This window comes from Pseudomonas sp. HD6422 (assembly GCF_025377065.1).
In the GTDB taxonomy this organism is placed as follows: Bacteria; Pseudomonadota; Gammaproteobacteria; order Pseudomonadales; family Pseudomonadaceae; genus Aquipseudomonas; species Aquipseudomonas putida_U.
In genome coordinates, this window is sequence record NZ_JAHWIW010000011.1 from 119,969 (window position 1) to 146,247 (window position 26,279).

25 protein-coding genes are annotated in these 26,279 nt (G+C 62.9%); 15 read left to right on the forward strand and 10 right to left on the reverse strand.

The genetic code is table 11. The annotated features are described in order from the left end of the window. Nucleotides 1-107: 107 nt before the first annotated feature. The 4 genes from clpX to KY379_RS10500 all read left to right on the forward strand — a co-directional run bounded on the left by clpX (nucleotide 108) and on the right by KY379_RS10500 (nucleotide 6,420). Nucleotides 108-1,391 (forward strand): ATP-dependent Clp protease ATP-binding subunit ClpX, encoded by a 1,284-nt coding sequence (clpX, locus tag KY379_RS10485; protein WP_133328521.1) that lies wholly within the window; start codon nucleotides 108-110, stop codon nucleotides 1,389-1,391. 154 nt (nucleotides 1,392-1,545) lie between these two features. Beyond that, nucleotides 1,546-3,942, forward strand: a complete 2,397-nt coding sequence (gene lon, locus KY379_RS10490; protein ID WP_133328519.1) for an endopeptidase La — start codon at nucleotides 1,546-1,548, stop codon at nucleotides 3,940-3,942. Nucleotides 3,943-4,094: 152 nt separating this feature from the next. Next, complete coding sequence (hupB, locus tag KY379_RS10495) at nucleotides 4,095-4,367, forward strand: nucleoid-associated protein HU-beta (protein WP_196172107.1); 273 nt, start codon at nucleotides 4,095-4,097, stop codon at nucleotides 4,365-4,367. 181 nt (nucleotides 4,368-4,548) lie between these two features. Further along, entirely contained in the window at nucleotides 4,549-6,420 is a 1,872-nt protein-coding gene (locus tag KY379_RS10500) for a SurA N-terminal domain-containing protein (RefSeq protein WP_133328515.1), read from the forward strand. A 134-nt stretch (nucleotides 6,421-6,554) separates the two neighbouring features. On the opposite strand, the gene KY379_RS10505 is transcribed toward KY379_RS10500, so the two are convergent. Then, the gene (locus KY379_RS10505; RefSeq protein ID WP_133328513.1) at nucleotides 6,555-7,595 is read right to left on the reverse strand and encodes a patatin-like phospholipase family protein; all 1,041 of its coding nucleotides are present in this window, start codon (nucleotides 7,593-7,595) and stop codon (nucleotides 6,555-6,557) included. A gap of 178 nt (nucleotides 7,596-7,773) precedes the next feature. Between KY379_RS10505 and KY379_RS10510 the strand changes: the two genes are divergently transcribed. Both KY379_RS10510 and KY379_RS10515 read left to right on the forward strand, forming a co-directional pair. Beyond that, nucleotides 7,774-8,052: a hypothetical protein gene (locus KY379_RS10510; protein WP_023379639.1), complete on the forward strand. Its 279-nt coding sequence runs from the start codon at nucleotides 7,774-7,776 to the stop codon at nucleotides 8,050-8,052. A gap of 14 nt (nucleotides 8,053-8,066) precedes the next feature. After that, nucleotides 8,067-8,846 carry a CHAD domain-containing protein gene (locus tag KY379_RS10515; protein ID WP_261241644.1) on the forward strand — a complete coding sequence of 260 codons (780 nt, stop codon included), beginning with the start codon at nucleotides 8,067-8,069 and terminating at the stop codon, nucleotides 8,844-8,846. A gap of 20 nt (nucleotides 8,847-8,866) precedes the next feature. Here KY379_RS10515 and KY379_RS10520 read toward each other — a convergent pair whose 3' ends face one another. The 3 genes from KY379_RS10520 to KY379_RS10530 form a co-directional block, all read right to left on the reverse strand. After that, nucleotides 8,867-9,235: an Mpo1-like protein gene (locus KY379_RS10520; RefSeq protein ID WP_196172104.1), complete on the reverse strand. Its 369-nt coding sequence runs from the start codon at nucleotides 9,233-9,235 to the stop codon at nucleotides 8,867-8,869. Between the two features lie 75 nt (nucleotides 9,236-9,310). Further along, complete coding sequence (locus tag KY379_RS10525; RefSeq protein WP_196172103.1) at nucleotides 9,311-10,789, reverse strand: methyl-accepting chemotaxis protein; 1,479 nt, start codon at nucleotides 10,787-10,789, stop codon at nucleotides 9,311-9,313. 111 nt (nucleotides 10,790-10,900) lie between these two features. Next, nucleotides 10,901-11,704: a TatD family hydrolase gene (locus KY379_RS10530; protein WP_133328505.1), complete on the reverse strand. Its 804-nt coding sequence runs from the start codon at nucleotides 11,702-11,704 to the stop codon at nucleotides 10,901-10,903. Nucleotides 11,705-11,859: 155 nt separating this feature from the next. Between KY379_RS10530 and KY379_RS10535 the strand changes: the two genes are divergently transcribed. The 3 genes from KY379_RS10535 to greB all read left to right on the forward strand — a co-directional run bounded on the left by KY379_RS10535 (nucleotide 11,860) and on the right by greB (nucleotide 14,248). Next, complete coding sequence (locus KY379_RS10535) at nucleotides 11,860-13,266, forward strand: transglycosylase SLT domain-containing protein (RefSeq protein ID WP_133328503.1); 1,407 nt, start codon at nucleotides 11,860-11,862, stop codon at nucleotides 13,264-13,266. A gap of 188 nt (nucleotides 13,267-13,454) precedes the next feature. Next, complete coding sequence (locus KY379_RS10540; RefSeq protein ID WP_133328501.1) at nucleotides 13,455-13,763, forward strand: hypothetical protein; 309 nt, start codon at nucleotides 13,455-13,457, stop codon at nucleotides 13,761-13,763. Nucleotides 13,764-13,774: 11 nt separating this feature from the next. Then, nucleotides 13,775-14,248: a transcription elongation factor GreB gene (gene greB / locus KY379_RS10545; RefSeq protein WP_261241645.1), complete on the forward strand. Its 474-nt coding sequence runs from the start codon at nucleotides 13,775-13,777 to the stop codon at nucleotides 14,246-14,248. Between the two features lie 19 nt (nucleotides 14,249-14,267). On the opposite strand, the gene KY379_RS10550 is transcribed toward greB, so the two are convergent. Then, a complete protein-coding gene (locus KY379_RS10550; protein WP_261241646.1) occupies nucleotides 14,268-16,775 on the reverse strand; it encodes an ABC transporter permease in 2,508 nt (835 codons plus the stop codon). Beyond that, nucleotides 16,772-17,458: an ABC transporter ATP-binding protein gene (locus tag KY379_RS10555; RefSeq protein ID WP_196172091.1), complete on the reverse strand. Its 687-nt coding sequence runs from the start codon at nucleotides 17,456-17,458 to the stop codon at nucleotides 16,772-16,774. Before KY379_RS10555 ends, KY379_RS10550 begins: the two co-directional genes overlap by 4 nt. 10 nt (nucleotides 17,459-17,468) lie before the next feature. On the opposite strand from KY379_RS10555, the gene KY379_RS10560 reads away from it, so the two are divergent. The 3 genes from KY379_RS10560 to KY379_RS10570 all read left to right on the forward strand — a co-directional run bounded on the left by KY379_RS10560 (nucleotide 17,469) and on the right by KY379_RS10570 (nucleotide 19,508). After that, the gene (locus KY379_RS10560; RefSeq protein ID WP_133328493.1) at nucleotides 17,469-18,074 is read left to right on the forward strand and encodes an arylesterase; all 606 of its coding nucleotides are present in this window, start codon (nucleotides 17,469-17,471) and stop codon (nucleotides 18,072-18,074) included. A gap of 58 nt (nucleotides 18,075-18,132) precedes the next feature. Then, complete coding sequence (locus KY379_RS10565; protein WP_133328491.1) at nucleotides 18,133-18,414, forward strand: hypothetical protein; 282 nt, start codon at nucleotides 18,133-18,135, stop codon at nucleotides 18,412-18,414. A gap of 116 nt (nucleotides 18,415-18,530) precedes the next feature. After that, nucleotides 18,531-19,508 carry a L,D-transpeptidase family protein gene (locus KY379_RS10570; protein WP_261241647.1) on the forward strand — a complete coding sequence of 326 codons (978 nt, stop codon included), beginning with the start codon at nucleotides 18,531-18,533 and terminating at the stop codon, nucleotides 19,506-19,508. 126 nt (nucleotides 19,509-19,634) lie between these two features. Here KY379_RS10570 and oprI read toward each other — a convergent pair whose 3' ends face one another. Beyond that, entirely contained in the window at nucleotides 19,635-19,886 is a 252-nt protein-coding gene (gene oprI / locus KY379_RS10575) for an outer membrane lipoprotei OprI (RefSeq protein WP_003259780.1), read from the reverse strand. A 505-nt stretch (nucleotides 19,887-20,391) separates the two neighbouring features. Between oprI and KY379_RS10580 the strand changes: the two genes are divergently transcribed. Then, the gene (locus KY379_RS10580; protein WP_023379662.1) at nucleotides 20,392-20,673 is read left to right on the forward strand and encodes a GNAT family N-acetyltransferase; all 282 of its coding nucleotides are present in this window, start codon (nucleotides 20,392-20,394) and stop codon (nucleotides 20,671-20,673) included. A gap of 118 nt (nucleotides 20,674-20,791) precedes the next feature. Here the strand turns inward: KY379_RS10580 and KY379_RS10585 are convergent, their stop codons facing one another. Then, entirely contained in the window at nucleotides 20,792-21,868 is a 1,077-nt protein-coding gene (locus KY379_RS10585; RefSeq protein WP_133328487.1) for a 3-deoxy-7-phosphoheptulonate synthase, read from the reverse strand. A 477-nt stretch (nucleotides 21,869-22,345) separates the two neighbouring features. Between KY379_RS10585 and KY379_RS10590 the strand changes: the two genes are divergently transcribed. Both KY379_RS10590 and cysB read left to right on the forward strand, forming a co-directional pair. Beyond that, nucleotides 22,346-22,843: a universal stress protein gene (locus KY379_RS10590; RefSeq protein ID WP_133328485.1), complete on the forward strand. Its 498-nt coding sequence runs from the start codon at nucleotides 22,346-22,348 to the stop codon at nucleotides 22,841-22,843. A 134-nt stretch (nucleotides 22,844-22,977) separates the two neighbouring features. After that, a complete protein-coding gene (gene cysB / locus KY379_RS10595; protein WP_133328483.1) occupies nucleotides 22,978-23,952 on the forward strand; it encodes an HTH-type transcriptional regulator CysB in 975 nt (324 codons plus the stop codon). A gap of 81 nt (nucleotides 23,953-24,033) precedes the next feature. Here the strand turns inward: cysB and KY379_RS10600 are convergent, their stop codons facing one another. Next, entirely contained in the window at nucleotides 24,034-24,768 is a 735-nt protein-coding gene (locus tag KY379_RS10600; RefSeq protein WP_133328481.1) for a phosphoadenylyl-sulfate reductase, read from the reverse strand. A gap of 81 nt (nucleotides 24,769-24,849) precedes the next feature. Further along, a complete protein-coding gene (pabB, locus tag KY379_RS10605; RefSeq protein ID WP_261241648.1) occupies nucleotides 24,850-26,193 on the reverse strand; it encodes an aminodeoxychorismate synthase component I in 1,344 nt (447 codons plus the stop codon). Between the last annotated feature and the right edge of the window lie 86 nt (nucleotides 26,194-26,279).

Here is a 26,279-nt window from a genome sequence, read left to right on the forward strand (position 1 = left end):
CCCAGGCGCCAGAGCAGGTAGGCGTCGAAAGCGCCTACCTGCGGACTTGAAAAAGCCCGCAATTGCCTTCATCTTGTGTTGCAAGCCTACCGGATTGGATCGATCGAATGACTGACACCCGTAACGGCGAGGACAGCGGCAAATTGCTCTATTGCTCCTTCTGCGGCAAAAGCCAGCACGAAGTGCGCAAATTGATTGCCGGGCCCTCGGTATTTATCTGCGACGAGTGCGTCGACCTGTGCAATGACATCATCCGCGAGGAGGTGCAGGAAGCCCAGGCCGAGAGCAACGCGCACAAATTACCTTCGCCGAAAGAAATCAGCGGCATCCTTGACCAGTACGTCATTGGTCAGGAGCGTGCCAAGAAGGTGCTGTCCGTAGCGGTGTACAACCACTACAAGCGCCTGAACCAGCGTGACAAGAAGGGTGACGAAGTCGAACTCGGCAAGAGCAACATCCTGCTCATCGGGCCGACCGGCTCGGGCAAGACCCTGCTCGCCGAAACCCTTGCACGCCTGTTGAACGTACCGTTCACCATCGCCGATGCCACCACCCTGACCGAAGCCGGTTACGTGGGTGAGGACGTCGAGAACATCATTCAGAAGCTGCTGCAGAAGTGCGACTACGATGTGGAAAAGGCCCAGATGGGCATCGTCTACATCGACGAGATCGACAAGATCTCGCGCAAGTCGGACAACCCGTCCATCACCCGCGATGTCTCGGGCGAAGGCGTGCAGCAGGCGTTGCTGAAGCTGATCGAAGGCACCGTGGCCTCCGTTCCGCCGCAAGGGGGGCGCAAGCACCCGCAACAGGAATTCCTGCAGGTCGATACCCGCAACATCCTGTTCATTTGCGGTGGCGCGTTCTCGGGCCTGGAAAAGGTCATCCAGAACCGCTCCACCAAGGGTGGCATCGGTTTTGGCGCCGAAGTGCGCAGCAAGGAAGAGGGCAAGAAGGTCGGGGAATCCCTGCGTGAGGTCGAGCCGGACGATCTGGTCAAATTCGGCCTGATCCCTGAGTTCGTGGGCCGTCTCCCGGTCTTGGCGACCCTCGACGAGCTGGATGAGGCTGCTCTGATGCAGATCCTCACCGAGCCGAAGAACGCCCTCACCAAGCAGTATGCCAAGCTGTTCGAGATGGAGAGCGTCGACCTCGAGTTCCGCAGCGATGCACTCAAGGCCGTTGCGCGCAAGGCCCTGGAGCGCAAGACTGGCGCCCGTGGCCTGCGTTCGATCCTCGAAGGCGTGCTGCTCGACACCATGTATGAGATTCCTTCGCAGAAGGAAGTCAGCAAGGTGGTGATCGACGAGAGTGTCATCGATGGCACGTCGCAGCCGCTGTTGATCTATGAAAACAGCGAGCCGCAAGCCAAGGCTGCTCCCGACGCCTGAGTCGGAGCTGTGGTGGCGAGCAAACAAGGGGCCTGCGGGCCCCTTTTTGCTTTTCCTGCACTAGCGCTTGTAATTTCCCAGGCATGCCCCCACATTAGCTCCAAGCAACATTTCCAACGGTTTCCGGCCACAAGGCCGCTGTAGAGGCGAAATCATGAAGACCACCCTCGACTTGCCTCTTTTGCCATTGCGTGACGTCGTCGTCTATCCGCATATGGTCATCCCGCTGTTCGTGGGGCGTGAAAAGTCCATCGAAGCCCTCGAGGCAGCGATGACGGGCGAGAAGCAGATTCTCCTGCTGGCCCAGAAGAACCCAGCCGACGACGATCCGGGCGAAGACGCCCTGTATCGGGTCGGCACCGTCGCCACCGTGCTGCAACTGCTCAAGCTGCCCGATGGTACCGTCAAGGTACTGGTCGAAGGCGAGCAGCGCGGCGCGGTCGAGCGCTTCAACGAAGTGGACGGGCACATCCGTGCCGAAGTCTCCCTGATCGATGAAACCGACGCCGCCGAGCGCGAGTCGGAAGTCTTCGTGCGCACCTTGCTGTCCCAGTTCGAGCAGTACGTTCAGCTGGGCAAAAAAGTGCCGGCTGAAGTCCTGTCGTCGCTCAACAGCATCGAAGAACCTGGCCGCCTGGTCGATACCATGGCCGCGCACATGGCCCTGAAGATCGAGCAGAAGCAGGAAATCCTCGAAATCGTCGACCTGGCCGCGCGTGTCGAGCACGTGCTGGCGCTGCTGGATGCCGAAATCGATCTGCTGCAGGTCGAGAAGCGCATCCGCGGCCGAGTCAAGAAACAGATGGAGCGCAGCCAGCGCGAGTACTACCTGAATGAGCAGATGAAGGCCATTCAGAAAGAGCTCGGCGATGGCGATGAAGGCCACAACGAAGTCGAGGAGCTGAAAAAGCGTATCGACGCCGCGGGGCTGCCCAAGGATGCCCTGGCCAAGGCTCAGGCTGAGCTGAACAAGCTCAAGCAGATGTCGCCGATGTCGGCCGAAGCCACCGTGGTCCGTACTTACCTGGATTGGCTCGTGCAAGTGCCTTGGAAGGCTCAGAGCAAGGTGCGCCTGGACCTGACCAAGGCCGAGGAAATCCTCGATGCCGATCACTATGGTCTGGAAGAGGTCAAGGAGCGGATCCTCGAGTACCTCGCCGTGCAGAAGCGCGTGAAGAAAATTCGTGGTCCGGTGCTGTGCCTGGTCGGCCCGCCTGGCGTGGGCAAGACCTCGCTGGCCGAATCGATCGCCGCGGCGACCAACCGCAAGTTCGTGCGCATGGCCCTCGGTGGCGTGCGTGACGAGGCCGAGATCCGTGGCCATCGTCGCACCTACATCGGCTCGATGCCGGGTCGGTTGATCCAGAAAATGACCAAGGTGGGTGTACGCAACCCGCTGTTCCTGCTCGACGAGATCGACAAGATGGGCAGCGACATGCGTGGCGATCCGGCCTCGGCCTTGCTGGAGGTGCTCGATCCCGAGCAGAACCACAATTTCAACGACCACTACCTGGAAGTCGACTACGACCTTTCGGATGTGATGTTCCTGTGTACCTCGAACTCGATGAACATTCCGCCGGCGCTGCTGGACCGGATGGAAATCATCCGCCTGCCGGGCTACACCGAGGACGAGAAGATCAACATCGCGGTCAAATACCTGACGCCCAAGCAGGTCAAGGCCAACGGCTTGAAGAAGGAAGAGCTCGAGATCGACGTCTCGGCCATCCGCGACATCATTCGTTACTACACCCGCGAAGCCGGGGTGCGGGGCCTCGAGCGCCAGATCGCCAAGGTCTGCCGCAAGGTGGTCAAAGAGCACACCGGGCAGAAACAGGTACGGGTCAAGGTCACCAGCGAGCAGCTCGAGCACCTGTTGGGTGTGCGCAAGTTCCGCTATGGTCTGGCCGAGCAACAGGACCAGATCGGCCAGGTGACCGGCCTGGCCTGGACCCAGGTAGGCGGCGAACTGCTGACCATCGAGGCCGTGGTGATTCCCGGCAAGGGGCAACTGATCAAGACCGGCTCGCTCGGCGACGTCATGGTCGAATCGATCACCGCCGCGCAGACCGTGGTCCGCAGCCGAGCCCGCAGCCTGGGTATCGCTGCCGATTTCCACGAGAAACACGACGTGCATATCCATATGCCCGAAGGCGCCACGCCCAAGGATGGCCCGAGTGCCGGTATCGGCATGTGCACCGCGTTGGTGTCGGCGCTGACCCAGATTCCTGTGCGTGCCGATGTGGCCATGACCGGTGAAATCACCCTGCGGGGGCAGGTATTGGCCATTGGTGGCCTGAAAGAAAAACTGCTGGCCGCGCACCGGGGTGGTATCAAGACGGTGATCATTCCGGAGGAAAATGTTCGCGATTTGAAGGAAATTCCTGAAAATATCAAACAGGATCTGCAAATCAAACCGGTTAAATGGATTGACGAAGTCCTGCAAATTGCGCTGCAATACGCCCCGGAGCCCTTGCCAGATGTGGCTCCCGAGATTGTCGCGAAAGATGAAAAGCGCGACGGCGATGCTAAGGAAAGAATCAGCACGCACTAGTAGTTTTTGGCTGGGGGGCTTTCCTTGACAGTTTTTTCGGGGCCTTGCTATAAAGCGGCACGCTATTGTCAGTAAGCCACTCAGCGCACGTTTCATAAGCTTTTCATTACATACTTAGAAACAAACTCAATAGAGATATAAGGGGACTTAGAGTGAACAAGTCGGAACTGATTGACGCTATCGCCGCATCTGCAGACATCCCGAAAGCTGTAGCCGGCCGTGCGCTGGATGCAGTCATCGAATCCGTCACCGGCGCCCTGAAAGCAGGCGACGACGTGGTATTGGTTGGCTTCGGTACCTTCACGGTCAAAGAGCGCGCCGAGCGCACCGGCCGCAACCCACAAACCGGCAAGGCCATCAAGATCGCCGCTGCCAAGGTTCCAGGCTTCAAGGCTGGCAAAGGCCTGAAAGACGCCGTCAACTAAGTCGTCTTTCAGCCGGACCCGGCCTGGCCAGGTCCGAGCACGGTGACGGCGGGACGCAAACGTTCCCGCCTGAAACGTTTGCTAAGAAAAGGCGCATCCTCGGATGCGCCTTTCTTTTATCAGGATTCTACCCACGCTCCGCGGTTGTCGACGCAGTGGTACAGCCGTTTCTGGGGGACGCATGCTGCAAAATATCAGGGACAATTCACAAGGTTGGATTGCCAAGACCATCATCGGCCTTATCGTCATGCTGATGGCATTGACCGGTTTCGAGGCCATTTTCCAGGCTGCCACCCATAGCCAGGACGCCGCCAAGGTGAACGGCGAGACCATCAGCCAGAGCGAGCTGAGCCAGGCGGCTGAGATGCAGCGCCGCCAGCTCATGCAACAGCTGGGCAAGGATTTCGACCCGGCCTTGCTGGACGAGAAAATGCTGCGCGAAGCAGCGCTCAAGGGGCTGATCGACCGCAAGCTGCTGCTGCAGGGCGCTGCCGATGCCAAGTTCGCCTTCTCCGAGGCCGCGCTGGATCAGGTGATCCTGCAGACGCCGGAGTTCCAGGTGGATGGCAAGTTCAGTGCCGACCGTTTTGACCAGGTCATTCGCCAGATGGGCTACAGCCGCATGCAATTCCGCGCCATGCTGGCCGAAGAGATGCTCATCGGCCAACTGCGCACCGGCATCGCCGGCAGCAGCTTCGTTACCGACCAGCAGGTGGACGCCTTCGCCCGCCTGGAAAAACAGACCCGTGATTTCGCTTCCCTGACCTTCAAGGCCAACCCGGCCGCGATCAAGATCAGCGATGAGGAGATCAAGGCGCACTACGACCAGCACGCCAAGGAATTCATGAGCCCCGACCAGGTCGTCATCGACTACGTCGAGCTCAAGAAATCGGCGTTCTTCGATCAGGTCAAGGTCAGCGACGACGAGCTCAAGGCGCAGTACGAGAAGGAAATCGCCAACCTTGCCGAGCAGCGCCACGCCGCGCACATCCTCATCGAGGTCAACGACAAGGTCAGCGATGCCCAGGCCAAGGCTCGCATCGAGGAAATCCAGCAACGTCTGGCCAAAGGCGAGGATTTCGCCGCGCTGGCCAAGGAGTTCTCCCAGGACCCGGGTTCGGCCAGCAGCGGTGGTGATCTCGGCTTCGCTGGCCCGGGCGTGTATGACCCGGCCTTCGAGACCGCACTGTACAAGCTCGACAAGGGCCAGGTATCGGCACCGGTCCGGACTGAGTACGGCTATCACCTGATCAAGTTGCTGGGTGTCGAGGCGCCCGAGGTGCCGAGCTTCGCCAGCCTGAAGGACAAACTGATCCGCGACCTGAAGACACCTCTGGTCGAACAGCGCTACGTGGACGCCAGCAAGCAGCTTCAGGATGCCGCCTACGAGGCTTCCGACCTGGCCCAGCCAGCCCAGGACCTGAACCTCAAGGTGCAGACCTCGGCACCGTTTGGCCGTGAAGGTGGCGACGGCATCACTGCCAACCGTCAGGTGGTGCAGGCCGCGTTCTCCGAGGAGGTCCTCGAGGAGGGCGCCAACAGCACTGCCATCGAGCTGGACCCGGAAACCACCGTGGTACTGCGGGTCAAGGAACACCGTAAGCCAGAGCAGCTGCCGCTGGAAGCCGTGGCCGGCAACATCGCCGATCACCTGGCCAAGGAAAAGGCCACCGCCGAGCTCAAGGCCAAGGCCGACAAGCTGATCGCCGGCCTGCGGGACGGCTCCATCGCCGGTGCCGAGGCCTATGAAGGCCAGGTCTGGAAGCAAGCCGAAGCGGTCACCCGTGCCCAGGACGGTATCGACCCGGCCGAGCTGCAGGCGCTGTTCCGCCTGCCCAAGCCGCAGGCCAAGGACAAACCTGTCTACGGCAGCGTGGTCCTGGCCGACGGTAGCCTGGTGGTGCTGCAGCTCAAGGGCGTCAACGATGGCGCTGCGGCCACCGACGAGGAGAAGCAGCAGATCCGCCGCTACCTCGCTTCGCGTGCCGGCCAGCAGGACTTCGCTGCGTATCGCAAGCAGCTCGAAGGCAGCGCGGATATCACGCGTTACTGAGTGCTGGATGCATGACCAAACAGGCCGCTATATGCGGCCTGTTTTTTTGGGCTCGGCGGGAGGATGTTGCGCCTATGCGATCGAGCGCCGCACACAACACTCAACACTCAACACAAGCACTCCCAGGCAACGCCTTAGCGCTTCTGCCCTTCGTAGTTGTCCAACGTATCGCGTGCGATTTCCCGTCCCAGCGCGATCAGCTCCGGTGCCTTGTAGAATTCGAAGAACCGGCATACCCGTTTCGGCACGTTGATCAGCACGTCCGGTGGGTATCCGGCGATCTTGTACTGGGCCAGCGACGTCTGCATCACTTCGAAGCTCTGGTTGATCAGGTCCAGTAGCGATGCGGGTCCGACGTTGTCGATGATGAACGAGCCCGTCGCCGATTTCGGTGCGCCACTGTGCTCCGGCGCTGCCGCCGGTTGCTGGGCCTCGGGGTCGGCTTCGTCGGTCAGCCAGGGGCTCGGCGGGGCCAGCCCCTCGCTGACGATTTCCTGTTCGATGCGGATGAGTTCCTCGGCAGGCTTGCGGCGAAACGGCAGGCGCGAACCGAGCGAGCTGATCAGTGCATCGAAGCGCATCTTGAACGCTGCCGGGCGTTCGATCACTGGCAACTGATACTGCTTCTGGTTGGTCGAGTTGAGGTTGACTGCGATGATCAGGTCGCTATGGCTGGACACCACTGGCACGATCGGCAGCGGATTGAGAATGCCACCGTCGACCAGCATGCGGTTACCTTGCATCACCGGGGTGAACAAGCTGGGAATCGCCGCCGAGGCGCGCATGGCCTGGTGCAGGCAGCCTTCCTGGAACCAGATTTCCTGTTGGTTGGTGAGGTCGGTCGCCACGGCCGTGTAGGGAATGCGCAATTGCTCGATATTGATCTCGCCAACGATCTTGCGAATCTGCCCGAATACCTTGTCGCCGCGAATGGCGCCAAGGCGAAAGCTGACATCGACCAGGCGCAATACGTCCAGGTAGTCGAGGCTCTCGATCCAGCTGCGGTAGTCTTCGAGCTTGCCGGCGGCGTAGATGCCGCCAATGACCGCGCCCATGGAGCAGCCGGCGACGCAGGCAATCTCGTAGCCGCGCCGCTCGATTTCCTCTATCACCCCGATGTGGGCATACCCTCGGGCGCCCCCCGAACCCAGTACCAGCGCCACGCGTTTGCTCATCGTTTTTCCCCCACCTGTGCAACCATGGTCCCACAATGCACCTTCGCGCGGTGTGCTTCAATGCGCGCCGGGCTGAGCTACCCTAAGCAAAGCATGCCCGGCAGCACCTGCCCAGCACGGCACTTTTCGTCTGCCTGGGCGTCGAACAGCCATTCTTTTTCCCTTTGAGGTAACACCGATGAAAGCCTGGATCTGCCTTCCTCTGATTGCTCTGGCGCTGGCTGGCTGCGCCGGCAAGACGGCCTACCGTGACAGCTGTGCGACCCAGCTGGATGCCGCCTGGAAAGAGCTCGACCTGGCCAAGGCCGAGGGCTTCGCCGGTACCGTCAGTTATTCCAAGGCGTTGTCGCTGCTCACCGGTGCCAAGACCCAGCAGCAGTTCGAAGGGTTCGAGGGTTGCACCAGGAAGGCCGAGAAGGCGCGTTTCTACATTCGTGAGTCGCGTGCCGGTCGCTGACCAAGGAGCTTTCCATGGCTGCCATGCTCGATCATGTGGTTGCCCAGGTACTGACCCTGCAGGTGCGCCTGCTGGCCTGCAGAGAACGCCTAGCCGCCGATACCGACAGCGAGGCGCTGCATGACCTGCGCACCAACGTACGGCGCCTGCGCAGCCTGTTACGCCCCTTGCGTGGGCTGCCAGGAGTGGAGCAGCTGGAGGGGGCGTGCAAGTCGCTGGGAGCGCTGACCACGCCGCTGCGCGACCGCGAGGTATTGGCAGCCGAGCTGTTGCGTCGGGGTCAAGTGGAGGCGGGGCGGCGGCGTCTGGCTGGACGTGCGCAGACCTTCGCCAGGGTCGCGGGCAGCGCGGAACTGACCCGGGTGCTGGCGATTCTCGATGCGTTTCCTCTGTTCCTGCGCGCGGCGGGTCGCGAAGGTCTGACGCCGAAGTTGGCTCAGCGCATCGACAGACGCCTGGTCAAGCAATTGCACAAGCTGCACGATGCCCTGCGCGACCCTGCCCATGACAGACATCGCCTGCGGTTGCTGATCAAGCGCGCCCGCTACGGTGACGAGGCCTATCCGCAATTGGGACATGCAGGCGAGAAGCTGCAGAAGTTGTTGAAGCGTGCTCAAGGCGATCTAGGGGACTGGCATGACCGCCTGCAATGGCTGCTTCAGGGACGCGATCAAGCCGACCTGGAGCCGTGCCTGGAGCAATGGGAGCGCGAGCTGCACGAGGCCGAACAGACGGCCGATACGACCTTGGAAGCCTTGCTCAAGGCATTGCGGCGGGTCAAGGCGGGCAAGTAGTTCCGCCGCTGGGCAGCGTATCAGTGGCGATGCTTGTGCCGTTCACGCCAGGCTCGCCACCAGGCGCCACTGAGCACGAAGCGCGGAAAGGTGATGAACTGCTCGGTCAGCAAGCGTTTCACGGCATCCTTGCGGTCGGCAAAGGGTTCGGGTTGCTCGGTCTCCAGGCGATGGCCCTGGCGTTGCATGCCCAGGCCCGCGAGGAGGGCGATGATACCGACGGCGATCTGTCCGAGGTCCAGGCCGAACAGTCCCGAGAGCACCAGCAATGCACCGAGGATGAACAGCGGCACGGCGATCAGGTGCAGCACCAGGTTGGTCGGGTGACGGTGGTTGTGGTGGTATCCGCGCCATTGCCAGGCGTGGAGATTGGGCAGTCGCTTGCTCATGGGCATTTCCTCCAGATCATGCCCCAAGCTTAGTGCGGCCCCCGGACGGGGGCCAATCGAGGCTGGCTATGGTGGTTATAGCTTGAGCTGGCCGATGACCTTGTTCAGCTCGCCGGCCAGGGTCGCCAATTCGTCGCTGGTGGTGGCCGAGCCGACAGTCTGTTGCACGGTCTGTTCGGTGACATCACGGATACTGACCACGGCACGGTTCATTTCTTCGGCGACCTGGCTCTGTTGCTGGGCGGCCACGGCGATCTGCGTGTTGCTTTCGCGCATCTGTGCCACCGCACCGGTGATCTGCGCCAGGGCTTCGCCTGCCTCGCGTGCTTCGCGCACACAATCGTCAGCCTTGTACGAACTCTCCTGCATGAACTCCACGGCGTCACGGGTGCCCGCCTGCAGGTCGGCAACCATGCGGGTGATTTCGTCGGTGGAGGTCTGCACGCGCTTGGCCAGGCTGCGCACTTCATCGGCGACCACCGCGAAACCCCGTCCCAGGTCGCCGGCACGGGCGGCCTCGATAGCGGCGTTGAGAGCGAGCAGGTTGGTTTGTTCGGCGATGCTATGGATCACCCCGACCACACCGTTGATCTTCTGACTGTCCTCGGCCAGCTGATTGATCATCTGTGCGGTCTGCTGCACCCCGCTGGATAGTCCGGCGATGGAAGTTTGCACGCGGCTGACCACATGCTGACCATCGCCGGCCAGGGTGTCGGCGGCTTGGGAGAGATCGCGGGTGGCCCCAGCATGCTGGGCGATGTGGTGTACGGTGGCCGACATCTGGTTGATCGCCGTGGCCGCTTGGTCGGTTTCGCTTTGTTGGCCGAGCATGCCGTGACGCACTTCGCTCATGCTCGCCGCCAGGCGCGCCGCGCCGGCGTCGAGTTGCGCGGCCGTGCGGGCGACAGTGCCGACTACCCGATGGTAGGTCGCCTGCATGGCGTTGAAGGCGCCCGCCATCTGGCCGACCTCATCGCCACAGGCCAGCGGTACGCGGGCGGACAGGTCGCCGGTCTTCTCGACGTGCAGCATCACGTCCTTGAGGGTGTTGAGCTGGCTGAGCAGAAAGCGGATGAGCAACTGCGATGCGCCGAGCATCGCCAACATCAGCACCAGTACGCACAGCGCATAGTTGCCGAACCGGTCGAAGAACACCTGGCGCAGGCTGGGCGCGTGGGCCAGCACGGCGACCTGCTGCGGGCCATGTTGCAGCACCTGGGCGCCGTACAGCGGCTGCTTGCCCACCACCCAGGCCGCAGGCAGCTCGACCCAGCCTTGGGCGTTGCGCAAGGCTGGCAGTGGCTCGCCGCCCAGGGTAGGCGTCTGTCCGGCTTGCCAGGTGATCACGTCGGCCTGGCTCGGCAGCGGCTGCCCAGCCGGCCAGGCCGCCAGTAACTGCGCCTGGGCCTCGGCCTGGGTACGTGCGGCATCGATGCGGGCACGCTGCTCGAGGTGCACGGCATAGAGCACCAGAAGCAGGGTCGTGACGAAGGCCACCGCGTTGACGGCCCAGAATTTGTACTTCAGGGAAACATTGCTAAGCCAGGCACCCATGGGTAGGTCTTCTCTGAGTTGAGCGGAAACATTGTTGGCAAGGTGCCATCATTGTGCCCGCGCCCGTCAGAGAGGCCTTGATATGAGTCAACAAACCATGGCCAGGCAGTGTCAGCCTTGGCTCAATTGGAAGAATGCCTCGGCCGTGGCGGTTGTGTGGGCGGCGGTCTGCTCCAGGCTTTCTCCACGGTGCAATGCCACCTCGCGCAGGACCTCGGGGAGAAACGCCGGCTCGTTGCGACCGTTCTTCGGTTTGGGCCGCAGGCTGCGCGGCAGCAGGTAGGGCGCATCGCTCTCCAGCATCAGGCGGCCGGTCGGGATGTTGCCCACCAGGGGGTGCAGGTGTGTGCCGCGGCGTTCGTCGCAGATCCAGCCGGTGATGCCGATGTGCAGATCGAGATCGAGGTAGGCGAACAACGCCGCTCGCTCGCCGGTGAAACAATGCACGACCGCCGCTGGCAGATGGTCGCGCAGGTTCTTGAGAATCCCCAGCAGTCGCTCGCTGGCATCGCGCTCGTGCAGGAACACCGGCAGTTGCAACTCGGCGGCCAGTGCCAGTTGTGCCTCCAGGGCCTTTTCCTGGAGCGGGCGAGGGGAGAAGTCGCGATTGAAGTCCAGCCCGCATTCGCCGACCGCCACCACCCGCTGCTCGGCCAGCAACTGACGCAGTTGGCGTTCGCTGTCGCTGGTCCATGACTTGGCGTCATGGGGGTGCACGCCGGCGGTGGCGAACAGGTGCTGGCCCGGTGCGTCGAGTTCGTGGCACAGCGCCAGTGCCTGTTCGCTGACCTCAAGGCTGGTGCCGGTCAGCACCATGCGCGACACGCCGGCTTCGACGGCGCGTTCGACGATGGCGGCTTGCTGGCCGTGGAAGCTGCTGTTGGTCAGGTTGACGCCGATATCGATCAGTTGCATGGTGCTACCTCGTGCCGCGGGGCGGCCAGCATAGCAAAAAACGCGATTTTCGGGAAAAAGCCAAGAACTTCAGGCGGTTGCCGCGGTCTTTTAGCCTCATTTCTCAGGGTATGACCGCGCCTTGCTGGCGCCGCCCACCACCTCGGATACGTTTCATGCTGCGACCTTTGCTCACCCTGCTGCTGATGTTCGCACTGCTTGGCGCAGGTCCGGCCCTGGCAGGGCTGGCCGGTCCGCAGCCGCATGCACCGGCGACCCAGGTGCGCGACCTCGAGCAGATCCGCAGCAGCAAGGTGCTTCGGGTGTTAGTCAACCAGAGCCGTAACAGCTCGGGGGAGGTCAAGGGTGAGCCGGTGGGTATCGAGTACTACCGTTTGCGCAGTTTCGAGCACTACCTCAATGCCCGGCTGGAGGACGGTCAACGGATCGAGCTCAAGATTATCCCCCGGGCCAAAGAGCAACTGCTGGGCGCCCTGCAGCGTGGCGAAGGCGACCTGGCCGCGCCGGGCGAACTGCTCGATCCGAGCGTAGTGGGACACGTTGGCGAAAGCGCTCCGGTCCGCGATCAGGTTGCATTGATTCTGGTCGGGCGCAAGGGCGAGCGGCGTTTCAGCCGCCCTGAGCAGTTGTCCGGGCGCACCGTGGCATTGACTTCGGCCAGCGCCGCGGGCGCGGCGATTGCCCAGATCAACCAGCGTTTGGCCCTGCGCAAGCGTCCGCCGATCAAGATCGAGTGGGTCGATTCAACGCTGGCGGTCGAAGATGTGCTGGAAATGGTCCAGGCCGGCATCTACCCACTGACCGTGGTCGAACAGCCGATCGCCCAGCGTTGGGCCCGGGTGATGCCACGGCTGCGTTTGGACACTCGGGTGCAGTTGGGCAAGCCTCAGCCCATGCGCTGGTACGTGCGCAAGGACGCCACACTGCTGCTCGGTGCGGTCGACCGCTTCCTCCAGGGCTACCGTGCACCGGGCAACCAGGACGCTGCCTTCGAGCGCATCTACCGGCGCCAGTACCGGGTGCACAACCCCTTGGCGCGCAAGGATCGCCAGCGTCTGGCATCGTTACGCCCGGTGTTGCAGAAACATGGCCAGGCACAGCAGATCGACTGGCTCAATCTGGCAGCGTTGGCGTTCAAGGAATCGACGCTCAACCCGGCTGCGCGGGGCACGGGCGGGGCCCATGGCCTGATGCAGATCACGCCTGCGGCGGCGCAGCGCGTTGGCGTCAGCAACACTGCGACGGTCGATGGCAATGTCCAGGCCAGTGCCCGTTACCTGGCCTTGATCCGTCGCATGTTCTTCGCCAGTCCCAAGATCAACGAGCGCGAGCGCATGGCGTTCACCCTGGCGGCTTACAACCTCGGTCCGGAGCGGGTTCAGGCCATGCGCGCTGAGGCCCGCCGGCGCGGACTGAACGGCAACCAGTGGTTCTTCCAGACCGAGCGCATCGCCATGGAGCAGGTGGGCATGGGCCCGGTGAATTTCGTCAACAGCGTCAACAAGTACTTCCTGGCTTTCAATCGCCAGCGCTCGCAGCTGGAACGGGTGGTGCGGCGCTAGGCACGATGAAGGTGGGCTTGCGGCCGGTGACGCTAGGCTCTAGGATACTGCCTGCGCCGATTTAAACAGCTACTTGCGGGGCGCGGGACACGCCCCATCGATGCGCGTCCGAAATACCGCTAAAGCGCTGGTTCGGTGATGCCTCCCACCGCAGCCCAGCGGGTTTTGCGAGGCGTAGAGAATCCACCATGAGTTGTCCACGTACCAGTGTCTGCCTGACCCCCCTGCCTGCCAGCCAGGCTTCCCGCACCCCGCGCATTCTGCTCGGCGGCCAGCATCAACCCACGCTGTTGCGCCACCTTGAAGGCCTTTCCCGGCGCAAGGGCCAAGCCCGGGCGTTTCTGATCCAGTTCATCGACGGCGTGGCCCCGCTCGAACAATACGCCAGCGATCGCTTCGACCTGGCGGTGATCCAGGCTCCCCTGGCCTGCGATGCGGCCCAGGTCATCGGCCAGCTGACCCGCATCGCTCGTCAGGGCCTGATCACCCGCCGTTGAGGAGAGCGCCGTTGAGCACCAACATCATCACCACCGAAGGTCATGAAGCCCTGAAAAAAGAGCTGGACCATCTGTGGCGGGTGTACCGTCCTGAGATCACCCAAAAGGTCGCCTGGGCGGCTTCGTTGGGGGATCGTAGCGAGAATGCCGACTACCAGTACAACAAGAAGCTGCTGCGCGAGATCGACCGTCGCGTCCGTTACCTGCGTAAACGCCTCGAGGATGTGAAGGTGGTGGCCTATTCGCCGCAACAGGAAGGCAGGGTGTTCTTCGGCGCTTGGGTCGAGATCGAGAACGACGACGGCGAGCGTATGAAGTTTCGCATCGTCGGTTATGACGAGATCTATGGCCGCAATGACTATATTTCGATCGACTCGCCCATGGCCCGCGCCCTGCTCAAAAAGGAGGAGGGCGACGAGGTGGTGGTGCAGACGCCGACCGGCGAGGCTGTCTGGTACGTCGACAGCATTGCCTACGGCCAATGAAGTGAACACTCAGATTCGTTCAGCCCTCGCGCAGCACCGTCGGCGGGCTGGCGTTCAGCGCCCGGCGGGTGCCCAGCACCCCCGCGCCACCGACCAGTAGTGCGCCTGCCACCGGCAACAGCAACAGCCAGGGGTGGGGGCTCCACGGCAGGTCGAAGGCATACCGATAGAGCACCAGGGTGATCAGCTCGCAGCCCAGCGCCGCCAGCAAGCCGCTGGCTGCACCCAGCAAGCCGAACTCAATGCGCCGCGCCTTGACCAGCAGGGGGCGCGCTGCGCCAAGGGCGCGCAACAGGGCGCCCTGGCGAATGCGCTCATCCAGTGTGGCCTGCAGCCCGGCGAACAGCACTGCCAGGCCCGCAGCGAGCACGAACAGCAGCACATATTCGACGGCCAGGGTGACTTGGGCGAGGATGCTGCGCAGTTGCTCCAGCAATGCGTCGACCTGGAGGATGGTCACTGCCGGGAACGCGCGGGACAGGGCGACTACGTCGAGGTCGTGTCCTGGCGGCAGGTAGAAGCTGGTCAGGTACGTGGTCGGCAGGCCTTGCAGAGTGCCGGGCTGGAAGATCATGTAGAAGTTCGGCTGGAAGCTGTCCCAGTGCACGCTGCGCAGGCTGGTGACGCGGGCCTGGTGCTGTGCGCCACCGACGTCGAAGGTCAGCAGGTCGCCCACTTGCAGTTTCAGGCTACTGGCCAGCTCCGCCTCCACCGAGACACCGGGCACTTGAGGGGTAGTGGGGGCGGCCTGCCACCAGCTGCCGGCGGTCAGGCAGTTGCCGGCGGGCAACTCGGCGGCCCAGGTCAGGCTGAGATCGCGTTGCACGGCGCGTTCGCCGGCCGAGTCCTTGCTGACGATTTGTTGCACGGGGTGATCGTTGATCTGGATGAGCCGCCCCGGCGTGACCGGGTACAGGGGCGCAGAAGCGGCATTGACCTTGCGCAGGTGCTGGGCGAAGGGGGCGCGGTCGTCGGGAAGGATGTTCAGGGCGAAGTAATTGGGTGCGTCCTTGGGCAGTTGCGCCTGCCAGGTATCGAGCAGTTCGGCGCGCAGCAAGGCCACCAGGGCCATCGCCAGAAGGATCAGGCCGAAGGCCAGGGCCTGACCAGCGGCGGCCGTGGGATGGCGCAGCAGTTGGCCGAGGCCCAGGCGCCAGGCCAAGGGTGCGCCAGTCAGCAGGCGCCGCAGGCTGCGCAGGCCCAGGAGCAGCAGGCCGCCCAGCAGCAGTGCGGCGACCAGGCCGCCGCCGAGCAGGGCGAAGGTCAGCAGCAGGTCGAGGCTCAGGCGCCACATGATCAGGCCCAGAGCGAACAGGGCGGCGCCGTAGACCAGCCAACTGCTCGGTGGCACCGGCAGCAGGTCGCGCCGCAGCACCCGCAGCGGTGGGACCTTGCCCAAGGCGGCCAGGGGTGGCAGGGCGAAGCCTGCCAAAGCCACCAGGCCGGTGGCGATTCCGGCCAGGGCTGGAAGGAGGCCGCCGGGCGGAACCACGCTGGGCAGCAGGCCGTGCAGCAGACGGAACAGCCCCAGCTGCGCCAGCCAGCCGAGCAGCGCACCGCTGAGTGCCGCCGCCGTTCCCAGCAGTGCTAGTTGCACGCAATAAAGGCCAAGGGTTTCCCGGCGAGACAGGCCCAGGCAACGCAGCAGCGCGCTGGCATCCAGGCGTCGGGCAGCGTAGCGATTGGCCGAAAGGGCGACTGCCACGCCGGCCAGCAGCACAGCTACCAGACTGGCCATGTTCAGGTAGCGTTCGGCCTTGCCCAGGGCGCCGCCGATCTGCCGGTTGCCATCGCGAGTGTCGCGCAGGCGCTGGTTGGCGGCCAGGTCCTTTTCCACGGTCTGACGGTATTGGGCCAGTGCCTCGGCTTCGCCGCGCCACAGGTCGCGATAGGTCACTCGGCTGCCTGGCTGGATCACGCCGGTGGCCTTCAGGTCGGCGAGATTGATCATCACCCGGGGTGTGAGGCTGTAGAAATTGTTGGCGCGGTCTGGCTCGTACGTCAGCACCCGGCTCATGCGCAGGGTTTTCGTGCCGACCTCGATGCTGTCGCCGATCTTCAGGCCCTGCGCGGCCAGCAGACGCGGCTCGACCCAGGCTTCGCCGGTTGCCGGGCCGCCGCCTGGGGTCTCCTCGCCATAGGGGGCGGCGGCACTGCGCACCTGTCCGCGCAAGGGGTAGGCACTATCGGTCGCCTTGATGCTGGACAGTTGGATGCCGGCATCGGCGCCGACCACGCTGGTGAACTCCACCACCTGGGCGTGGGTCAGGCCCAGGGCGAGGCCTTCGCTGATCTGTCGGTCGCGGGCTGGCGAAGTGCCTTGCAATACCAGGTCGGCCCCGAGGAACTCGCTAGCCCGCAGTTGCATGGCGCCATTGAGGCGCGCGCCGAAGTAACCGATGGCGGTGCTTGCCGCCACCGCCACGAGCAGGGCAAAGAACAGCACGCGCACTTCGCTGGCGCGGATGTCTCGCAGCAGTTGGCGTAGGGCCAGGCCGCACAGGCGGGTCAGCGGCATGCCGGTCATAGGGCAGGTTCCGGTGTGACCATCTGGCCGGCCTCAAGGCGGATCTGGCGCCGGCAGCGGCGGGCCAGGCGCTCGTCATGGGTCACCAGGACCAAGGTGGTGCCGCGCTCCTGGTTCAGCTCGAACAGCAGGTCGCTGATGCGTTCGCCGGTGTGGCTGTCGAGATTGCCGGTGGGCTCATCGGCGAACAGCACCGATGGCTGGGCGGCAAAGGCGCGGGCGATGGCCACGCGTTGCTGCTCGCCGCCGGACAACTGGCGTGGCGTGTGGCTCAAGCGCTTGCCGAGGCCGACCCGTTCGAGCAGGGTGCGGGCGTGTTCGCGGGCATCGCGGCGACCCTCCAGCTCCAGGGGCAGCATGACGTTCTCCAGGGCATCGAGGCTGTCGAGCAACTGGAACGACTGGAACACGAAACCGACGTGCTCTGCACGCACTCGCGCGCGCTGGTCTTCATCCAGGGGGCCGAGGTCGTGCCCGGCGAGGATGACCTTGCCGGCACTTGGGCGGTCGAGCCCAGCCAGCAAGCCGAGCAAGGTCGACTTGCCCGAGCCGGAAGCACCGACGATGGCCAGGCTGTCGCCTTTGCTCAGGTCGAGGGAAAGGGCATGCAGGATGGTCAGGTCGCCTTCCGCGCTGGGGACCACTTTGCTAAGGTTCTGCGCAACGAGAATGCTGGGGCCCATGGAGAATCCAATGCGAGTGTGGTGGTTGAGTGCCGGTCTGGCCCTGTATTGCCTGGCCCAGAGCGCGGCGGCGGGAACACTGCTGGTCGTCGGCGATAGTATCAGCGCAGGTTTTGGCCTGGATACCCGCCAGGGGTGGGTGTCTCTGTTGCAGACACGGCTCAAGGAGGAAGGTTTCGACGACCAGGTGGTCAATGCCTCGATCAGTGGCGATACCAGTGCGGGCGGTCGCGCGCGGCTACCGGCGCTGCTTGCGGCGCACAAGCCGAGCGTGGTGGTGCTGGAGCTTGGGGGCAATGACGGCTTGCGGGGGCAGCCGCCGGCGCAATTGCAACAAAATCTTGCTTCGATGATCGACAGCTCACGTGCAGCGGGTGCCAAGGTCGTGTTGCTGGGCATGCGTCTGCCACCGAACTATGGCGCGCGCTACACCACTGCCTTCGCCGAGGTTTACGCACAACTGCAACGGGACAAGCAGGTGGCATGGGTACCGTTTTTCCTCGAAGGTATCGGTGGCGTGTCGCAAATGATGCAGGCCGATGGCATCCATCCGGCGCAGGGCGCGCAGCAGCGCCTGCTGGAAAATGCCTGGCCGGTGATAAAACCCTTGCTCTGATGCTTTAAACGGGGGCGGCTTTCGGCTAATGTTGCGCCCCCCGTTTCGAGAGCCCCCAATGCCGCGCCCTGCCTGGTCCTTGTATGCCTATCAACTGATCGAGCCCGATGAGCAGCTCGACCTGTTCGCCTGCCAGGAAATCCGCGTCCATCTGGTGGCCCGTCAGCTCGAGCTGGGCGTGCCGGCCGATCGTACCTTGTGTGGCGGTCTGCTGCCCGCGCAACCACGCTGGTCCGGGGTAGCGCGCTCGGTCTACCGTGACGGCCGGCTGTGCCCGCTGTGCCGGGCGATACTCGAGGCCCAGAGGCGTGGCATGCGCCCGGTGTGGCCGCAGTTGTAGGGCTTAGCGGGCGCCTTTCATCATCTGAAACGCTTGTGCACCGCCGACGCCTCCCGCTTGTATCGGGGCGGGTGTACAATCGACCGTCTTGACTCATCTTTCGAAGGATTTACCGGATGTTGCCGCGCTTTCCCGCCGTCACCCGTTGCCTGTCCCTGGCCGCCCTGCTGGTAGCGGGCCCCGCTGCTGCACTTGAGCTGCCGTTGCCGCCGCCCGGTGAAGACGTGGTAGGCCAGGTGCAGGTCATCAAGGCCAAGTACGAAGATACCTTCGCCGACATCGGCACGGCCAACGACCTCGGTTATCTGGAAATGATCGCCGCCAACCCAGGCGTCGATCCGTGGCTGCCGGGCGCCGGTACCGAGATCATCCTGCCGACCCGGTACATCCTGCCGCCGGGGCCGCGCGAGGGTATCGTCATCAACCTCGCCGAGTACCGCTTGTACTACTACCCCAAAGGGGAGAACAAGGTGTACACCTATCCGCTTGGCATCGGGCGCGAAGGGTGGGGGTCGCCGATCGCCCAGACCAAGATCACCGCCAAGACGCCGAATCCGACCTGGACGCCGCCCGCCTCGATTCGCGCCGAGCATGCCGCCGATGGTGACATCCTGCCCACAGTGGTGCCGGCAGGGCCGGACAACCCGTTGGGGCCGTTCAAGTTCACCCTGGGCGTGCCGGGGTACCTGATCCATGGTTCGAACAAGAAGTTCGGCATCGGCATGCGCACCAGTCATGGTTGCTTCCGCATGTTCAACAACAACGTGCTGGCGCTGTCGAAGATGGTCCCGGTCGGCACCTCGGTGCGGATCATCAACGAACCGTACAAGTTCGGCGTCAGTGGCGGCAAGGTCTACCTCGAAGCCCACACGCCGCTCGATGATCACGGTGATCCGTCGGTGGTCGACAAGCACACTGCGGTGATCAATGCGCTGCTCAAGCGTGAAGATCTCGCCAATAACCTGCGTATGAACTGGGACATGGTCCGCGATGTGGTTGCCGCCGAAGATGGCATGCCGGTGGAAATCGCCGTCCCTGCCAATAACCAGGGCAGTGAGTCGATGGTGTCGAGCATCCCGGCCGAACTGCAGTAAGGGTTAAATGGGTAATCTGGAGGCCTGCCTTGCGCAGGCCTCTTCGTTTGTGTCACATCGGTTTAACACGCCAATAAAAAAGCCGACCCACAAGTGGGTCGGCTTCTTAACAATCCGTGAGGATTATTACTTGCGGCTGGCTTTGTCCAGCATACGCAGAGCGCGCTCGTTGGCTTCGTCAGCGGTTTGCTGAGCCTTCTGAGCGGCTGCCAGTGCGTCGTCAGCCTTACGGTAGGCTTCGTCAGCACGAGCTTGAGCGCGGGCTGCTGCGTCTTCAGTCGCAGTCAGACGAGCTTCGGTTTCTTTGGATACGCTGCTGCAACCGGTAGCCAGAACTGCGGCCAGAGCCAGAGCAGAGAATTTCAGAACGTTGTTCATCGTGTTCCCCTTCAAGGACTTTCTATTAAAGAGCCATCTCTCGGAAAAGAGAAACTGGCCGGCGTACATAGTACCCATTACTTGTAGTAAGTAAACTGACCAAGCGCAAGAACAGCAAAAAAATTTGTTGCTGGAGGGCGCGCCGACAAGATTTGCGTAGGCATTTGTGAAAAACCTGTGCAGGCGCCGCAAGCGACTGTAGTGCGGGAACTTTTTTGTTGAACTAACGGTGACTTTAACTGTCGACCAACGTCTTAAGCCCAAGAACATCCGGCTGCTGTTGTGAGTGCAGGTCTTGGGGAATCGTAGCCCTACGCGCCACTTTTTAACCGCTGCCACCTTGAGCAATCCGGGCGAGGGTGCCTACTATTTGGGGTGCCTGCCCGCAGAACGATTGACATGGCCCTGCGGTCGAAGGGGCAAAGGGTGGCGTAGAGGTTCCTTCGCCGGACATACCACCATCGGTTAAGGCCAGGGTCTGCCGCAAGACCTGCAAGGAGTAGTGATGAGTGAAGCGCTGACCATCCACCATGACCAGGCCGGTCATCAGTTCGAGACCAACGTGGACGGTCATCGTGCCTACCTGACGTACATGGACCTGGGCAAGCAGACGCTGGATATCTATCGCACCTTCGTTCCCAACGCCCTGCGTGGGCGCGGCATCGCTGCGGCGCTGACCGAGAAGGCCCTGGAGTACGCCGACCAGATGGGCTACACGGTGATCCCTTCGTGCTCGTACGTGGAGCGCTACATGGAGCGTCAGCAGCGGCACTCGAGCAAAGTCTGAATTCTGCCAGGACAAACGCAGCGGGGCCGCTTGCTGCCCCAATCGCCAACAAACCGGCGCCTATTCGAGAATAGGCGCGGCTTGGGGGATTGGGGCAGCAAGCGGCCCCGCTGTTTTATCAGCCGCGTTTACGTTGCGGCAGAACATCCTTGAGCTTTTCGCGCATGCTGCGCAGGGTCTTCTCGGTCGCCGACCAGTCGATACAGGCGTCGGTGATCGACACGCCGTATTGCAGTTCGTCGAGATTCTTGGGGATGGACTGGCAGCCCCAGTTCAGGTGGCTCTCGACCATCAGGCCGATGATCGACTGGTTGCCTTCGAGAATCTGGTTGGCGACGTTTTCCATCACCAACGGCTGCAGGGCCGGATCCTTGTTGGAGTTGGCGTGGCTGCAGTCGACCATGATGTTGGCCTTGATCTTGGCTTTGGCCAGGTCCTGCTCGCACAGGGCGACACTGACCGAATCGTAGTTCGGCTTGCCGTTGCCGCCACGCAGCACCACATGGCCGTAGGGGTTGCCCTTGGTGGTGACGATCGAGACGCCGCCTTCCTGGTTGATGCCCAGGAAACGATGCGGCTTGGAGACCGACTGCAGGGCGTTGATGGCGACGGTCAGGCCGCCGTCGGTGCCATTCTTGAAGCCCACGGCCGACGACAGGCCCGAGGCCATTTCGCGGTGGGTCTGCGACTCGGTGGTACGTGCACCGATCGCCGACCAGCTGATCAGATCCTGCAGGTACTGCGGCGAAATCGGGTCGAGCGCTTCGGTTGCGGTCGGCAGGCCCATTTCCGCCAGGTCCAGCAACAGCTTGCGGCCGATGTGCAAACCGTCCTGGATCTTGAAGGAGTCGTCCAGGTAGGGGTCGTTGATCAGGCCTTTCCAGCCCACGGTGGTGCGCGGCTTCTCGAAGTACACGCGCATCACCAGGTACAGGGTGTCGGAAACTTCCTCGGCCAGCACCTTGAGGCGTTCGGCATACTCGTGCGCCGCCTTGATGTCATGGATCGAGCACGGGCCCACCACCACGAACAGGCGATGGTCCTTGCCATCGAGGATATTGCGCACCACTTCGCGGCCAGCCATCACAGTCTGCAGGGCCTTGGCGCTCAGAGGGAGTTCGTGCTTGAGCTGATCGGGGGTGATCAAGGTCTCGTTGGAGGCAACGTTAAGGTCGTCGATCGGTAAATCAGCCATCGTGTTACTCGTCAGGTCACGGGTGCCGGCCGCCAGCAATCCCCGTGCGGCCCAGCAGCAAGAATGTTCGCAGCGGGGAGCGGAACCTTAGCGCGTTACAGGGGTGGCGACAATGGGTTGGCCTGCTCGGCGCAAGGTTTTTCCCTGGGTCTTTGTGTGCTGGTTGCGCTTTGCTGGCGCGCGGAAATGGGGTTTTCACGGATTTGGCTTGGGTGGGCATTGAGATTGGGGGGGGGCGATCCATTTTGTGTAGCGGCGCTACACCTCTCGGATCGACCATCCAAGCCCAAAGCCCAAAGCCCAAAGCCCAAAGCCCAAAGCCCAAAGCCCAGAGCCCAGAGCCCAGAGCCCAGAGCCCAGAGCCGCCTCGCCTGATCCGCGCCAGCCCGCAGCTCCAGCGGCTGGACGGCAAGGCGGCTGCGCGGCGCGCTGCTAAGCTGAAGCTTGCTCTGTCGTCGCGACAGCCGAGGAGGTCGAATGATCCGTTCCATGTTGTACGCCACCGACCTCGGGGTGTACGCGCCCTACGTCATGCAGCATGCCTTGGCCTTGGCGCGCACCTTCGGTGCTGAACTCTACGTGATACACGCCGTGGAGCCGATGGGCCAGTTCGCCGAATCGCTGCTGCAGAGCTATCTCGATGAGCAGACGCTGGATGAATTGCACAGCGAGGGGGTCAATACGGTGATGGCCAACATCGAGCAGCGCGTGCTCGAGAACTTCCGTGAAGAGCTGGGTGAGGAGGCCGACCTGGCGTTGATCAAGGCCGTGCGCGTGCGTCAGGGCGATCCGGCGCAGGTCATTCTCGAGCAGGCCCAGCGTCTGGCGGTCGACCTGATGATCTTCGGTACCCACAGCACAGGAGCGGGTGGAGATGTGCCGCTTGGGCGCACGGCGGTGCGCCTGCTGCAGCTGTCACCGGTGCCGGTCTATATGGTGCCGTTGGCCCAGCATCTTGGCCGTAGGAAGGCATGAAACTACTCGAAGGACGCATCCGGGGCGTGTAACAAAATAGTTCTAGATTTATTGCGATTACCACTAATATAGTTATATCTCATCGCAGCCCGCAGTGTGCCGCCGGTGAATTACTGCTGACCCGAGGGAAACCTATGAAGCTTCAACAACTGCGCTACATCTGGGAAGTGGCGCACCATGACCTCAACGTCTCCGCGACGGCGCAGAGTCTGTATACCTCCCAGCCAGGGATCAGCAAGCAGATTCGCCTGCTGGAGGATGAACTGGGTGTTGAAGTCTTTGCCCGCAGCGGCAAGCACCTGACGCGGGTCACTCCCGCTGGTGAGCGGATCATCAATACCGCTGGTGAAATCCTGCGCAAGGTCGAAAGCATCAAGCAGATCGCCCAGGAATTCTCCAACGAGAAGAAAGGGACGCTGTCGATCGCCACCACCCACACCCAGGCGCGCTATGCGTTGCCGCCGGTGATCAGCAGCTTCATCAAGCAGTACCCAGAAGTGTCGCTGCACATGCACCAGGGTTCGCCCATGCAGATTGCTGAAATGGCGGCCGACGGCACGGTCGATTTCGCCATCGCCACCGAGGCGCTGGAGCTGTTCGGCGACCTGATCATGATGCCGTGCTACAAGTGGAATCGCTGTGTGGTGGTGCCGCAGGGGCACCCGCTGACCAAGCTGCCGAAACTCACCCTGGAGGCAGTCGCCGAATACCCGATCGTCACCTATGTGTTCGGCTTCACTGGCCGTTCCAAGTTGGACGAGGCATTCAATCACCGCGGCCTGACCCCGAAAGTGGTGTTCACCGCAGCCGATGCGGACGTGATCAAGACTTATGTACGTCTGGGCCTGGGGGTCGGCATCGTGGCCAAGATGGCGGTGGATGCCAAGCTGGATCCTGATCTGGTCTGCCTGGATGCCAGCGAGCTGTTCGAAGCCAGCATCACCAAGATCGGCTTCCGTCGTGGCACCTTCCTGCGCGGTTTCATGTGCGACTTCATCGAGAAGTTCGCCCCGCACCTGACCCGTGAAGTGATGGCCAAGGCCATCCAGTGCCATAACAAGCAAGAGCTCGAAGAGTTGTTCGAGGGCGTCGAACTACCGGTGCACTGAGAACAGCTGCAAGCCATAAGCTACAAGCCGTAAGCTACGGCGGGCTGCTTTTTCTTGCAGCTTGCAGCTTGCAGCTGCTCTTCAAGCCTTGCTGATCAGGTTGCCGGCGTGCAGCCCGCATTCCTTCTGTGTCGACTCTTCCCACCACCAGCGGCCTTCGCGCTCGTGCTGGTTCGGCAGCACCGGGCGGGTGCAGGGCTCGCAGCCGATACTGATAAAGCCGCGCTCGTGCAGGCTGTTGTAGGGCAATTCGAGCATGCGGATATAGCCCCAGACTTCCTCGCTGGTCATTTGCGCCAGCGGGTTGAACTTGTACAGGGTCCGCTCGGGGGTGGAGAAGGCGCTGTCGATCTCCAGGGCCGCCACCTGGCTGCGGGTACCTGGGCTCTGGTCGCGGCGCTGGCCGGTGGCCCAGGCGCTCACAGTGGCGAGCTTGCGGCGCAACGGTTCGATCTTGCGGATGCCGCAGCACTCGCCGTGGCCATCCTTGTAGAAACTGAACAAGCCTTTTTCCTTGACGAACGGATCGAGTTTGTCGCGGTCTGGGCTGAGGATTTCGATCGGCAGGTTGTACTGCTCGCGGACCTGGTCGATGAAACGATAGGTCTCCGGGTGCAGACGGCCGGTGTCAAGGCTGAAGACCTTGACCTGCTTGTTCAGTTTCCAGGCCATGTCGACCAGCACCACGTCCTCGGCGCCGCTGAAGGAGATCCAGAGATCGTCGCCGAAGTGTTCGAAGGCGAGCTTGAGGATGTCCTGGGGGGACTTGTTGGCGTAGGTCGCGGCGAGGGCGGCGACATCGAAGGGTTGGCTCATCAGGCGGTTTCCATCTTGGCTGTGGCGCTGTGCGCTCGTAGTGGAGTGATGGTAACAAAAAATGGCCGGGCCGGCCCGCTGCTACAGCCCCTGCAGCGTTTCCATCAATACTCGCACTTTAGTGACCGACTCTTCGTACTCGTCCTCCCAGTTCGAGTCGGCTACCACCGCGCCACCGCCCCAGCAACTGACCTGGCCATCCTTGATCAGCAGACTGCGGATGGCGATTGAACTGTCCATTTCGCCGCGTACGTCGACGTATAGCAAGGAGCCGCAATACAGTGCACGGCGGCTGGGTTCGAGCTCGTCGATGATTTGCATGGCGCGGATCTTCGGAGCTCCGGTGATCGAACCGCCGGGGAAGCTGTCGCCGATCAGGTCCAGGGCGTCGCGGCCTTCGGCCAAGTGCCCGGTGATGCTGCTGACCAGATGGTGGACGTTGGGATAGCTCTCCAGGCTGAACAGCTCCGGCACCTTGACCGAGCCGATTTCACAAGTGCGCCCCAAGTCGTTGCGCAGCAGGTCGACGATCATCAGGTTTTCCGAGCGGTCCTTGGGGCTGTGCCGCAGCTCCTCGGCGTTACGTGCATCTTCGCCCGGGTCGCTGGCGCGTGGGCGGGTGCCCTTGATTGGACGGGTTTCCACCTGGCGTTGGCTGACGCGGACGAAACGTTCGGGTGAAAAGCTCAGCAACGCGCTGCCATCGGCCAGTTGCTGGTAACCGGAGAAGGGCGTCGGACACGCTGTGCGCAGAGCCTGGTAGGCCCGCCACGGGTCGCCCTGGCAGGGGGCGCGGAAGCGTTGCGTGAGGTTGATCTGGTAGCAGTCGCCTGCCTGGATGTAGCGTTGCACCTGGTCGAAAGCGGCGCGGTACTGCCCGGGTTGCAAGTCGCCACGCATGGCGGCGAGCAGGCGGAACTCGCCGGTGGTGGAGGTTGTGTCGGCGCCGAACAGGGCAATCAGGCGTTGGCGCTCATGCTTGGCCAGGCTGGGGTGGAGCACCAGTTGGCTGGTGGCTTGCTGGTGGTCGCTGATCAACGCCCAGGCGTACACACCCAATTGCGCATCCGGCAGGCCGAGGTCGTCGCTGGCAACGCTCGGCAACTCTTCCAGGCGACGCCCGAAGTCGTAGCTGAGGTAGCCGATCAAACCGCCGGCAAAGGGCAGTTCGCAGCCTTCGGGTAGTTGCGCCTCGCCCAGCTGCGCCAGGGCTGCGCGCAGGCGCTGGAGGAACCCACGGCCATCTTCGTCAGGCTGGGCTTGCAGGTGTTGCAGCGGCCAGGCACTGAGCAGGTCGAAGCGTCCGCGCTCGGCGCCGGGGCGGGCGCTGTCGAGCAGGATCGCGCCGGGCGCCTGGCGCAGGCGGGCGAAGAAGGCAGCGGGGTCGGGTTGGTAGGGCAGGGGGTGGAGCGTACAGGTCGGCATCAGTATGGACGGCGATGTAAAAGCGAGGAGGGCGATTGTAGACCTGTGAGGGAGATGCGCCTAGCTTTGGCGCGACATACGACCAT